Raw genomic sequence first — 12,753 nt, 5'->3', positions numbered from 1 at the left:
GTGAAGATTAGTTTAAACGGACACGAGTTGTTTTATGTAATTACTAGGAGTATCATTCATCTCCAACTTAAAAGCTTTATTAAAAGTGGATTTTGAATTAAACCCAACATCCATAGAAAGCGCCAAAATGGTATGCTGATGATGTTCGTTATTGTCTATTTTCTTGATAAACTCCTTTATACGATAATGATTGATGTAATCATAAAAGTTGGTTTGTAATACCTGATTAAGGTACCAGGATAGATTATGTGTTGATGTATTGAGATGTTGCGCAAGATCCCTTAATGTAAGGTTGCTTTGTAAGTATAATTTATCTTCCTCAATAGCATGCTGCAAACGTTCCTTTAATAGAGAAATAGCTCTTTCGGGCATTCGTTGCGGTTTGGGTTTGGTTTTTTCGACGGGTAAAGGGATTCTAAAAAGCTCGGGTTCTTTCAAACTATAGTATCCAATTACAAAAATGAAAACCGATAGCCCTACCCACAAGGAATCGTACCCTATAGGATATAGCGAATAACTAAAAAACTTCAGTGCGATAAAACTGATTAACCATACCAACAAAAAAACACCCACCGATATCTGAAAGAGGATCAAAAAAGAGATCAGATTTTGACTGTAGGACACCCTATTTTTTTCCTCTCGTTTATATTTTGTGATCAAATTTACGTTTAACCCCCAATAGAACAGATTCGATAATATCCCACCTCCTTCAATGATAAAAAAAGGAAGGTTAAAAGCTCCCGAGTTCACCTTTTGGATATAGTCCTCTAAACTAAAGGTCATTCCATATACAAAAAACAAAAAATGAAGTCCAGCCGGAATAAAATGGATCCAAGAGAGTCTATACTGTTCATTTTCTAGAAAAGCCAAACGACGTATGTAGCAATAACAAAGTGGCCCAAAAATGAGAATCACCATATCGATCAAAACCGTCCATCGAAATAACATTGGCGTTAAAAATCGAAAGTAAATCATTCTGCCTATTAGCATCACCACGGCGATAAGTAGAATAGAGGACAATATGGTATTTGCTCCTTTGTTCTTCCCTTTTAAAAGCTGTATAGTAATCGCTAAAAAGATACCCTGGCTTATACCTAGAAAAAGTATGAGATCAATAAATTCGAATGTAATCACTAACAAAGAATTAAACTGCATACAAAACTATATTTCTTTCTTATGTTTTTCGACCGAATGGATATACTCACACCTAAAAATTATCGATGTTGTGCATATATTTTTGGGGTATTGCTCTTGCCTAACACTGCAAATATTTCATTACTCAAACTAATTGAGTGAGATAATGAAAAACCTTCTTCTAATTGTTTTTGACTTCTTATTCCTAATACCGCCGAACTAATCGCTGGATGTTGAAGCACATACTGCATTGCTGTTCTGCCTATAGGTTGATCTGATGCTGTTGCCTCTTTCAATACATCTATAGTATTTTGTACCTCCGTCTCTGTATATCCCAGATACTCTTTTGCTGGTTTTCCTGCCAAAAGCCCTTTGGCTAATGTCCCTCTAGCCAAAACACCAATATTATTTTCATCAAGCAACTGCAAACAAGTTTCTTCTGCTCTTCTATCCAAAAGATTGTATTGCATCATCACGCTTGTTATGTTTGATCGATCCACATACTCTCGAATCACATTGGGACGTATAGATGAAATACCATAATACCGTATTTTACCTTCTTTTTGCAAGATTTCAAAAGCGTCAATAATTTCATCAATTGGATCCTCTATAGTTCCCCCATGCAATTGGTACAAATCGATATAATCGGTTTGCAATCGTTTCAGGCTTTGCTCTACTGCGTTTACAATATAATCTCTGCTCGGATTCCAATCCCAATCGCTTCCGTCTGGCCGAAGCTGATTACCCACTTTTGTAGCAAGAATTATGCCTTTTCTATGCTCTTTTAAAGCGTTTCCTAACAAGGTTTCATTCTTACCACCATCATATAAATCTGCAGTATCAAAGAAATTAACTCCGTAGTCGATGGCTGAATGTAACAGACGTTCGGATTCTGTGTTGCTCCAATCCAACGACATACAGCCAAAAGAAACTTCACTGATGTTGATGTCTGAATGTCCTAGTTTTCGATAGTTCACCTGTTTAATTTTATCTAAAGATACTTTCAAAAATGATAAAATGCATCTTCAAGATGCTCAATTCGTGTTCCTAATTTATTTTGAATAATCGCGATAATATCAAAACGCACCTGTTGATCCAGATCATTTTCGGTCATAAAATGATCCATTGCTTTTACCAGAGATTGTATTTGTTTCGGTTTTACAAAATCCTGGGGATTTCCAAACTCTGGAGTACTTCTGGTTTTTACTTCTACAGCAATGACTACCTCATCTTTTTGCGCGATGATATCCACTTCTGATTTCTGATACCTAAAGTTTCTTTGTAAAATAGCATACCCTTTTTGCTGTAAATGATCTACAGCCAGTTGTTCCCCTTTTTTACCTAGCTTATTGTGTTCTGCCATCGCTATTTATAATTTAGCTCCACCTGATTTGTACCTACTTCTAAAGAAGCTTCGGCTCCAAAAACAAGAGCTCGATTATCTTCTATATGCCCTATGGGAAATTTAAACGCCACAGGGAAATCGTATGTTTTTACAATATCCAAAATGATCTGTTTGGACTTTTTACCAAAAGGAATGTTGTTGTCGTGCATTTTTTTCATTCCACCCACAATCAAGCCCGCCAGGTTATCAAAATATCCGTTTCGCTTTAGATTTTGCAGCATCCGATCAATATGGTACAAATACTCATCCAGATCTTCGATACATAAAATCTTACCAGAAGTATCTATGGCAGATTCAGAACCACAAAGTGAATACAGAATAGATAAGTTTCCTCCCACCAACTGGCCAGAAGCTTTACCCAAAATATTTTTCTTTGAAGTTTTGACCAAATACCCTTCACTATGCCCGAAAATTGTTGCTTTAAAAGCATCGATTGCAGTCTTTGTGCCTCGATGAAAATCAACCGGCATTGGTGCATGTATCGTTGCTACTCCCAGGTTATGAATATGAGAGTGTAAAACGGTGATATCAGAATAACCGATAATCCACTTTGGATGTTTCATAAACTTAGAGAAATCGATTTGATCTATGATTCTAACCGTACCATACCCTCCTCGAGCACACCAAATGGCCTTTATTTCTGGGTCATCCAACATATTTTGAAAGTCTACAGTCCTGTCCTGATCAGACCCTGCAAATTGATGTGCCGCCTTCTCGATTGTTGAACCTATTACCGGTATTAAACCCCAGCTTTTTATAATACTCAAAGAATCCTTGATCTCTCTATTTTCGATCTTTCGAGCGGTAGATACGACGGCTATTTTGTCTCCTTCCCTTAAAAATTCAGGCTTAAACATGTATTAAATTTTCAAAATATGATACTAATTAACAAATACTTTCGTTATAATCTATTATATTGTGTTGAATTTGTCCCTCAACTTTACGATTAAAATCTTATGCCTATGATCTCTGATACTACATGTAATCTGGATTCCTTGGATGTATATGTTCCCACACCGGAGAACCCTTGGAATGTTACGAAAATAAATCATTTGTATCGTCGGATTGGTTTTGGTGCTTCAAAAGCTGAAGTACTGGCCGCACTATCCCAAAATGACCCCTCTGCACTTGTTGATGCTTTAATTGACGAAGCTCTTGCACTAAATGCTACTCCACCTCCACTATGGGGATTCTGGAATAGAGACCAATTTGAAGCTGCCGAGGATGCTAACCCCGATAACGATACTGGTTTTTACCGTAGAGAGGGAAAAAATCAAATGATCAACGACCTTATTCAAAATAAGGTTCGTGAGCGACTTACTTTATTTTGGAGCAATCACTTTGTAACCGAAGACGATACTTATCGAAGCCCTGCATACCAATCGCAATACTATAACCTATTGCAGATTCATGCCCTTGGGAATTTTAGAGATTTTGTATATGATATTGGTATTTCGAATGCAATGTTGGTCTACCTTAATGGAGATGAAAACGTACGAGATAGACCTAATGAAAATTATGCTCGAGAGCTGTATGAATTATTTACCCTTGGTGTAGATAATGATTACACCGAAGATGATATTCAAGAAACTTCAAAAGCCTTAACCGGGTATGTAGATACTAATGATATTCCTTGGGGGGACATTTTGTTTAACCCAGGGCAATTTAGTAATGATACCAAAACCATATTTGGACAGACCGGAAACTGGAATTACGATGATGTAATCAATATTTTGTTCCAGCAACGAACAACTCAAGTAGCTACTTTTATCTGTACAAAACTGTATGCATATTTTGTAAGTCCTACCTGTAGTGAAGCTGTTGTTGCGCAAATGGCACAGACCTTTATCGACAACAATTTCCAAATTGCTCCTGTTCTTCGTCAATTATTTAAGAGTCAGCACTTCTTCAATCAAGAAGCTATTGGAGCGATTATTAAAAGTCCTTGCGACTTGTTAATCTGCTTCTATAATGAACTAGGATTTCAACTTCCGGTTGATATAAATGATTATGTGCGAGGAGCAGTGCGAGTTTTAGGTCAAGATGTGCTTAATCCTATAGATGTAGAAGGATGGCAAGGAGATGGAGACTGGATTAGTCCGGACCTTTTGATCGGTAGATGGGAAGGTGTTCGATTTATTATCAATCAAAGCTGGAATCAAAATCAACAACAATTTAGAGATTTTGTGGTAGGTCTTCCTATCGGAAACACTACAGATGGTAATCTAGACCCGAGTCTTAGTGGCCCAGAAGTAGATATTGTTGTACGCGCTCTTGTCAATTATTTCTTCCCGAGAGGGATCGCAGACGATGTTATTTTTAATGAAATTTCAGGTGTTTTTAGGGATATTGATGCATTCCCGCCTAGTTACTACGAACCAGACGCAGTAGATCCTGCTATCTGGAGATTAGATCGCCCCGAAGTGGCAGAGCAGTTTGTTGCCCTTCTGAATTATATTGTAGACATCCCTGAATTTCAACTTAAATAAACCGCTATGTGCCAGAATCATAATAATGCCCCCGATAAAATAAAATTAGATAAGTACGGTAATTGTAATACCGACGAACATAAAAAGTGGAACCGAAGATCATTCTTACAAGCTCTTGGTCTTGTAGGTGGAGGAAGCATGATGTTAGCCAACACTCCTCTATCGGTATCGGGACCATCAGCCTTAAGTAGAGCTCTTGCTCAAGGAACAGATCCCGAAAACGATAAGATATTGGTTATTGTACGTCTGCAAGGAGGTAATGACGGTTTTAATACCATTATCCCCGTATACGACTATGATGTATATGCTAATGCACGACCGTTGATTAGGATACCTCCTAGTGAGTTTATCTCACTTACCGATGATTTTGCAATGCCAAAACCCATGAACAAACTAGAAGGGGTTTGGGGAGAAGGACAAATGCGAGTTGTACATGGAGTAGGATATGACGGTTCTTCATTATCACATTTTAAGGGATCGGATATTTATGCGAATACCAATTTGCAGGAAGATGATCGAACTGGGTTTATGGGACGATATTTTGGAGAAATCTATCCTGATTATTTCTTTAATCCGCCACCAAGTCCACCATCGATCCAAATCGGAAGTATTGGTAACTTAATTTTCAAAGGTCCTGAGAGTGATTATTCTTTTGCGGTTTCAGACCCTAGAAGATTATTACAAATTATTGAAAATGAAACGTTCTATAATCTCGATGATATTGATGAAACCTGTACTTATGGAGATCGATTAAGGTTCTTAAGAGAAGCAACGAATACTACATTTAACTATGCAGATGTCATCAGTGCCGCTTATGAGCGCTCTACAGATTTTGGTGGGTATTTGGATGATAGCATGGGTAGACAATTTAGTATCATTGCCCGTTTAATTAAAGGAGGACTAGGAACCAAAGTATTTCTGGTTACTCTGGGAGGTTTTGACACACACAATAATCAAATCCAAAGACACCAGCAACTGCTAACCTCTTTCTCTGAAGGAGTAAGTAACTTCTATGCCGATCTTGCTGCCGCAGGATGGGATGACAAAGTATTGTCGATGACCATTTCAGAATTTGGAAGACGATTTAGAGAAAATGGTTCACTAGGTACCGATCACGGTACTGCTGCACCAATTATGTTCTTCGGAACCGGCCTTAATGGTAATGGTTTTGTTGGAGAACATCCAGATATCAATAGCTTAACCCGTGGTGGAAACGTTACAGAAACTATGGATTTCAGACAGGTATATTCTACCGTAATGAAAGACTGGTTATGTATTGACCCACAAATGGTAGATAGAGCATTACTTGGTGCTCAGTTTGAATCGTTGGATATTGGATTTAACTGTTCTGGAACAAATCCGAATATTCCCAACGACGGTGAAAGCTTAACACACATTCCAACCTACAGTGACAGCCAAACCTTTATTAATATTGTGAGTCCAGCGACCACACATATTGAGGTTTCGCTTTACAATATTGTAGGGCAAAAAGTAGCGGTGTTGGCTAACGAAATGCTTATGGAAGGTAGAGATCTTATCATCAATGTGAAAGAAGCTGCCAATACCCGATTAAGCACGGGACCATATGTATATCAGATTGAAACCAACAGCGGTAACTTTAGCAAGTCGATTGTAATTTCGTAAACATACCATAACCCGTCATACGTATTCTTAAAATTGAATCTTTGACGGGTTCTTTTTGACCTCGTTTTTATTACCTTTGTGCCTTTATTTTTAAGTTATGAGCACCAAGGGAAGATACACCATTACAGCAGCATTACCGTATACCAACGGACCAATTCACATTGGACATTTAGCAGGAGTTTATGTACCTGCTGATATCTATTCGCGTTACCTAAGAATTACTGGCCAGGACGTTGCCTTTATTTGTGGTAGTGATGAACACGGAGCTGCCATCCCGATGCGTGCCAAAAAAGAAGGTGTATCTCCGCAAGTGATTATTGACAAATACCACGCCATCATCAAAAAGTCTTTTGCTGATTTTGGAATTTCGTTTGACAATTACTCGAGAACCTCCGCTCCTATTCATCATAAAACAGCTTCAGAGTTTTTTGAAAAAATGTATGCCAACGGGCAGTTTATCGAGGAAACTTCTGAGCAACTATACGATCCTGAAGCCGATCAATTTTTGGCCGACAGATTTGTAACAGGTACTTGTCCCAAATGTGGTCACGAAGAAGCTTATGGAGATCAGTGTGAAAACTGTGGGAGCTCTCTAAATGCTACCGATCTTATTAATCCAAAATCAACGATTTCAGGTGCAGAACCCGTTTTGAAAAAAACCAAACACTGGTTTTTACCGCTGGATCAATATGAAGATTTTCTGAAAGAGTGGATACTAAAAGGGCATAAAAAAGATTGGAAAGCCAATGTATACGGACAAATAAAATCCTGGATCGATGATGGTTTGCGCCCAAGAGCGGTAACCCGTGACCTGGATTGGGGAATCCCCGTACCAGTAGAAGGAGCCGAAGGGAAAGTGTTGTATGTATGGTTTGATGCTCCTATTGGTTATATCTCTTCTACCAAAGAATGGGCAGAAAGAGAAGGAAAAGACTGGGAACCTTACTGGAAAGACAAAGACACCAAATTGGTGCATTTTATTGGGAAAGACAATATCGTTTTTCACTGTATCATTTTCCCTAGTATGCTAAAAGCAGAAGGAAGCTATGTATTACCAGAAAATGTACCTGCCAACGAGTTTTTGAACTTGGAAGGAAATAAACTTTCTACCTCCAAAAACTGGGCGGTTTGGTTACACGAATATTTGGAAGAGTTTCCTGACAAACAAGATGTATTGCGTTATGTATTAACTGCCAATGCACCAGAAACCAAAGACAATGATTTTACCTGGAAAGACTATCAGGCGCGTAACAATAATGAGCTTGTAGCCATTTTTGGTAACTTCATTAATCGTGTAGTGGTATTGACGCATAAATACTACAATGGCGTAGTTCCAACACCGAGTCAATTCTCTGAAGTTGATGAACAAACCCTTAAAGAATTAAAAGCCTATCCTGCAGTTATTGCTAGCTCGATAGAACGTTACCGTTTTAGAGAAGCCAGTCAGGAATTAATGAATGTAGCTCGATTAGGAAATAAATATTTGGCAGATGAAGAGCCTTGGAAGTTAATCAAGATCGATGAACAACGCACACAAACCGTAATGTATGTGGCTCTGCAGATTGCTTCTGCCCTAGCAACACTATGCGAACCGTTTTTGCCATTTACTTCCGAGAAATTAAAACAAACCTTGGCGATTTCATCCAACGATGAAGCTACAGAATGGAATGATATTGCTCAAAAAGAAGTACTGCTTCCTGCTGGACATCAAATCGAAAAAGGCGGATTACTATTCTCTAAAGTGGAAGATGCTGAAATTCAGAAACAATTGGACAAACTAGAAGCTACCAAAAAAGCCAACGAAGCTGAAAATAAAACAATAGAACCTCAAAAAGACACGACTACTTTTGAGGACTTTACCAAGTTAGATATGCGCGTAGGTACCATCATTGAAGCCGAAAAAATGCCAAAAGCCAAAAAGTTATTGGTGCTTAAGGTAGATACTGGCATCAATACAAGAACTATCGTTTCGGGTATCGCCGAGCACTTTACTCCTGAAGAAATTGTGGGTAAGAAAGTAACCGTTTTGGTTAACCTAGCACCAAGAAAACTACGTGGTGTAGAAAGCGAAGGTATGATTTTGATGACCGAAACTCCCGAAGGTAAATTGGTCTTCTTAAATCCAGATGAAGATGGCGTTCTTCCTGGAGCTACGATTAACTAAATCATTTTCTAGGTAACATAATACACATCTAAAACATAAATAAGAAATTCTTATTTTATGAAACATACTATTGTAGTAGTTCTATCCATTTTATCTATACATTCTAGCATTCTTTGTCAAGAAACCCTATCTATAGAGGAAATGCAATTGAAAGGAGGGTTAAGTGACAGACGAGAATCAATTCCTGTTATTAATGATAAAACTGATGAATTATCTCTTTTTATTGTAGATAGAAAAAAATTCTATCTCAACAAGTACAATACGGCATTCGAATTAGTAGATCAAAAACAATTTGATCGCCCCAAAAAAAGTGCAAAAAACATCATCAAGGCCATTGTCACTGACTATCAATATGTCTTCCTTTTAGCCAATGATAAAAAAACACGTTTCGAATTATTAAAGTTTGATGCTGAGCACTCAACAACAATAGTAAACAAAGACCCTCTATTTTCTGATGACGAAAGCTATGTAGAAGCATTTACCTATCGAAATCAGATTTGTGTAATGACTTTACAAAAAAAGACCTCAAAACTAAATATCTACAAAATTGATGTTACTGGAGCAAAAAAGACTATGCATTATGACTTCGGCGATGTAGTTTTTTTGGATAAACTGGGTAAAGAAATACCCTTATATAAATCCCTACAAAAATCAACTACAGGACTTATGAAATCTTCTTTTGATTTAGGAATGATTGAAACCGATATCCCTAACGCTCTTGAAATTGCCGCTAAATCCAAAAAAATATACATCGAGGAAGATTCAATTATCATATCCATAGATAACGATCATAAAACAACACAACTCCTAACACTCAATCTAGAAGATAACACCTACGATGCTCGTAGTTTTAAAAAACCGGATCTACTCTATGTGAAAAACAACGAGAATATTTTTATCAAATCAAACTCATTTTTAGCGAATAATAGGTTATATCAAATCGTTGGTAAAAAGGGACAAATGCGACTCTTTGTAACTGATATACATTCAAAAGAATTAGTAAAACAATTGGCTTTGCAAAAAGAAGATAGTATTACTTTTAAGAACTCTCCTATTATTCAAGAAGGAGGGTATTATAGTAACTACAGAGAAATGGAGAAAACACAGAAGTTTTTAAGAAAGATTGCTTCTGGTGATATCGCTGTAGCCGTACAACAGCTAGGAGATACCACAAAAGTAACTCTAGGCGGAGTAAAAGAAATAAATACTGGTGGTGGTTATGGTATGCCCATGATGGGATTTGGTGCTATCGGAGGTGCTATGACCGGTTTAGCCAATGCATTTATGACTCCTACCTTCTATGCATATTCGTCCTATACTACAACAAAATCGACTAGAATTCACTGCTTATTTAACGAACAACTTGATCATTTGTCTGGTGAAGTGTCAAAAAATGCATTTGACAAAATTAAAGAGTTTTCAAAAGAGCTCTTAAATGAAAAAGCGGAAACCATTTTCAAATACAATGGATACTATGTTTATGGGTATTATGAATCTTTGCACAAAAGATACTATTTAAGAAAGTTTATGGACTGAGGTTTTTGGATTACATACTTAACCAAAGTATCTATTTTCGTCCTATATACCATTACGTTTATCCTTCAGACTCCAAGTCTTTTCTAAGATCCAATTTTCTGAAGGCTGGAGAAATGACGGAGGTAAGAATCACGATAAACAAGGTCATACTACCTCCAAATACTACTGCGGTAACAGTACCCATGTATTTGGCGGTAATACCACTTTCGAAGGCTCCTAATTCGTTTGAGGATCCTACGAATATAGAATTTACAGAAGATACTCTTCCTCGCATATGATCTGGAGTCTTAAGCTGCAGTATCGTTTGCCGAACTACCATTGAAATGCCATCAGTGACTCCACTAAAAAATAGCGCTACTACCGAAATCCAAAACACAGAAGAAAGCCCAAAAACGATGATACAGATCCCAAACCCAAAAACAGCCAATAGTAATTTCTTTCCCGCATTTTTACTAATAGGAAAATAAGCCGTAGTGAACATGATTATGAATGCTCCTACCGCAGGAGCTGCCCTTAAGGTCCCAAACCCTTGAGGTCCTACTTTAAGAATATCCTGAGCAAAAACTGGTAATAAAGCAACCGCTCCTCCAAAAAGAACCGCCACCATATCCAAGGTAAGTGCTCCCAAGATCGCCTTAGTCTTAAAAACGAATCGAATTCCTTCCTTTAAGCTTTTCAATACGGGTTCTCCTATATTGGGATTCATTATTGGTTTTTTAGGAATCCTAAATAGACAAACAAAAGCCAATGATGCCCAACCAACAATAACCAACATGGACCAGTGTACACCAATCAAGTTAATAGCAAAACCAGCCAAAGCAGGTCCTAATACAGCACCTATTTGCCAGGTTGAACTGCTCCAAGTAGCAGCATTGGGATATACTTTCTTTGGTACCAGTAATGCCAGAAGTGAAAAAATAGTGGGCCCCAAAAACGCCCGTACTACGCCTCCTAGAAAGACCAAAACATATATCCCTAACAAAATAGAGGATTGCTTGAAGGAAACAGCCACTTCAGGTAATGTAAGCAGAAATAACCCTGTGCTAATCCCCAGAAAACCCAAAATACAAATTCGTAATAAATTCTTCTTTTCTTTCTGATCTACTATATGCCCTGCAAACAAAGCCAAAGATACCGCTGGAATCACTTCCATCAAACCTATTATCCCTAAAGAAAGTGGGTCTTTGGTGATACTGTATACCTGCCATTCTATAACTATAAATTGCATGGTCCATGCCATGACCAAAGAAAAACGGATGAATAAAAAAATGCTAAATTCTGGATATCGTAATGCCTGATACGGATCGTTTTTCATTAAAAAGAGAAGTTTGTCTGGGCAAAGGTATATATTACAGGAACATTCATTTCAAAATAAAATCTTAAATCATTTCAATACCAAAAAAGATAGTATATCTTCGTTTGTGTTTTTATGAATTTATTGCTGCTATCCACTACATGCTCAAAATAGCTTATCATCCTATTTATACACACCCATTACCCAACGGTCATCGATTTCCGATGATAAAATATGAGCTATTACCAAAGCAATTGATTCATGAAGGAACTTGTGAAGAAGAGAATTTTTTCACACCAGAAATCCCTGATCCAAAACCGATACTTGCAGTTCATACAGAGGATTACTACCAGAGTCTACAAGAACTCTCTATTCCGCGAAGGGAAGCTAGAAAAATTGGTTTTCCGTTATCCCAAGAACTAGTGGATCGCGAAGTAATCATAGCAGATGGTACGATCAAAGCCACACATTATGCCCTACAACATGGTATTGCAATGAATATAGCTGGAGGCACACATCATGCTTATACCGATCATGGAGAAGCATTTTGTTTACTCAATGATCAAGCTATTGGTGCCCGTTACTTGTTGCAGCAAAACTTGGCCAAAAAAATCCTGATTGTAGACCTGGATGTACATCAGGGAAACGGCACTGCTGAAATTTTTGCAAAAGATGATCTGGTGTTTACCTTCTCGATGCACGGAGCAAGCAATTACCCTTTTAAAAAAGAAATCTCTGATCTGGATATCGCCTTACCTAATGACACCAATGATGAGGAGTATCTGGATATCCTGAAAAATACACTCCCAAAACTAATCGACGAACAACAACCCGATTTTATATTTTATCTCAGTGGTGTGGATATTCTTGCTACCGACAAATTAGGAAAACTAGGATGCAGCGTTAAAGGCTGTGCAGAACGGGACCGATTTGTTTTGCAAAGCTGTAAAGATCTACAAATCCCAGTAATGTGCTCTATGGGTGGTGGATATTCACCAGATATCAAAGTTATTGTGGATGCTCATGCCAATACCTTTAGGTTAGCACAAGATATTTTCTTCTGAAAAAAGCCTAGTCGTTTGTAAAC

10 protein-coding genes are annotated in these 12,753 nt (G+C 37.7%); 5 read left to right on the top strand and 5 right to left on the bottom strand.

The window, feature by feature from the left end; translation table 11 throughout:
- Positions 1 to 12: 12 nt before the first annotated feature.
- From BUE24_RS20075 to BUE24_RS20060, 4 genes are read right to left on the bottom strand one after another with little or no spacing between them, the layout of a single operon-like run.
- On the bottom strand, positions 13 to 1,155 hold the full coding sequence (locus tag BUE24_RS20075) for a helix-turn-helix domain-containing protein (RefSeq protein WP_073320244.1): 1,143 nt from the start codon (positions 1,153 to 1,155) through the stop codon (positions 13 to 15).
- A 59-nt stretch (positions 1,156 to 1,214) separates the two neighbouring features.
- A complete protein-coding gene (locus BUE24_RS20070) occupies positions 1,215 to 2,111 on the bottom strand; it encodes an aldo/keto reductase (RefSeq protein ID WP_073320308.1) in 897 nt (298 codons plus the stop codon).
- Between the two features lie 26 nt (positions 2,112 to 2,137).
- The gene (locus tag BUE24_RS20065; protein WP_073320241.1) at positions 2,138 to 2,497 is read right to left on the bottom strand and encodes a YraN family protein; all 360 of its coding nucleotides are present in this window, start codon (positions 2,495 to 2,497) and stop codon (positions 2,138 to 2,140) included.
- Between the two features lie 2 nt (positions 2,498 to 2,499).
- The gene (locus BUE24_RS20060) at positions 2,500 to 3,396 is read right to left on the bottom strand and encodes a S66 peptidase family protein (protein WP_073320238.1); all 897 of its coding nucleotides are present in this window, start codon (positions 3,394 to 3,396) and stop codon (positions 2,500 to 2,502) included.
- 105 nt (positions 3,397 to 3,501) lie between these two features.
- Here BUE24_RS20060 and BUE24_RS20055 point away from each other — a divergent pair, with 105 nt between their 5' ends.
- The 4 genes from BUE24_RS20055 (at position 3,502) to BUE24_RS20040 (ending at position 10,372) form a co-directional block, all read left to right on the top strand.
- Entirely contained in the window at positions 3,502 to 5,028 is a 1,527-nt protein-coding gene (locus BUE24_RS20055) for a DUF1800 domain-containing protein (RefSeq protein WP_073320235.1), read from the top strand.
- A 6-nt stretch (positions 5,029 to 5,034) separates the two neighbouring features.
- A complete protein-coding gene (locus BUE24_RS20050; RefSeq protein ID WP_073320232.1) occupies positions 5,035 to 6,672 on the top strand; it encodes a DUF1501 domain-containing protein in 1,638 nt (545 codons plus the stop codon).
- 97 nt (positions 6,673 to 6,769) lie between these two features.
- The gene (gene metG / locus BUE24_RS20045; protein WP_073320229.1) at positions 6,770 to 8,836 is read left to right on the top strand and encodes a methionine--tRNA ligase; all 2,067 of its coding nucleotides are present in this window, start codon (positions 6,770 to 6,772) and stop codon (positions 8,834 to 8,836) included.
- Between the two features lie 57 nt (positions 8,837 to 8,893).
- Complete coding sequence (locus tag BUE24_RS20040; protein WP_073320227.1) at positions 8,894 to 10,372, top strand: hypothetical protein; 1,479 nt, start codon at positions 8,894 to 8,896, stop codon at positions 10,370 to 10,372.
- Between the two features lie 58 nt (positions 10,373 to 10,430).
- Here the strand turns inward: BUE24_RS20040 and BUE24_RS20035 are convergent, their stop codons facing one another.
- Positions 10,431 to 11,687 carry an MFS transporter gene (locus BUE24_RS20035; RefSeq protein WP_073320224.1) on the bottom strand — a complete coding sequence of 419 codons (1,257 nt, stop codon included), beginning with the start codon at positions 11,685 to 11,687 and terminating at the stop codon, positions 10,431 to 10,433.
- 140 nt (positions 11,688 to 11,827) lie between these two features.
- On the opposite strand from BUE24_RS20035, the gene BUE24_RS20030 reads away from it, so the two are divergent.
- Entirely contained in the window at positions 11,828 to 12,730 is a 903-nt protein-coding gene (locus BUE24_RS20030) for a histone deacetylase family protein (RefSeq protein WP_073320306.1), read from the top strand.
- The last annotated feature ends 23 nt before the right edge of the window (positions 12,731 to 12,753 follow it).

The sequence above is a fragment of the Aquimarina spongiae genome, from assembly GCF_900141785.1.
In the GTDB taxonomy this organism is placed as follows: domain Bacteria; phylum Bacteroidota; class Bacteroidia; order Flavobacteriales; family Flavobacteriaceae; genus Aquimarina; species Aquimarina spongiae.
Note: the sequence above shows the minus strand (reverse complement) of the source record. Positions and strands in the feature narration are given on the sequence as shown.

What these genes read in the sequence shown, in the direction of transcription:
- BUE24_RS20075 (WP_073320244.1), bottom strand. Translation starts at nt 1,155, where the DNA reads ATGCAGTTTAATTCTTTGTTAGTGATTACATTCGAATTTATTGATCTC.
- BUE24_RS20065 (WP_073320241.1), bottom strand. Translation starts at nt 2,497, where the DNA reads ATGGCAGAACACAATAAGCTAGGTAAAAAAGGGGAACAACTGGCTGTA.
- BUE24_RS20060 (WP_073320238.1), bottom strand. Translation starts at nt 3,396, where the DNA reads ATGTTTAAGCCTGAATTTTTAAGGGAAGGAGACAAAATAGCCGTCGTA.
- BUE24_RS20055 (WP_073320235.1), top strand. Translation starts at nt 3,502, where the DNA reads ATGATCTCTGATACTACATGTAATCTGGATTCCTTGGATGTATATGTT.
- BUE24_RS20050 (WP_073320232.1), top strand. Translation starts at nt 5,035, where the DNA reads ATGTGCCAGAATCATAATAATGCCCCCGATAAAATAAAATTAGATAAG.
- metG (WP_073320229.1), top strand. Translation starts at nt 6,770, where the DNA reads ATGAGCACCAAGGGAAGATACACCATTACAGCAGCATTACCGTATACC.
- BUE24_RS20040 (WP_073320227.1), top strand. Translation starts at nt 8,894, where the DNA reads ATGAAACATACTATTGTAGTAGTTCTATCCATTTTATCTATACATTCT.
- BUE24_RS20035 (WP_073320224.1), bottom strand. Translation starts at nt 11,687, where the DNA reads ATGAAAAACGATCCGTATCAGGCATTACGATATCCAGAATTTAGCATT.
- BUE24_RS20030 (WP_073320306.1), top strand. Translation starts at nt 11,828, where the DNA reads ATGCTCAAAATAGCTTATCATCCTATTTATACACACCCATTACCCAAC.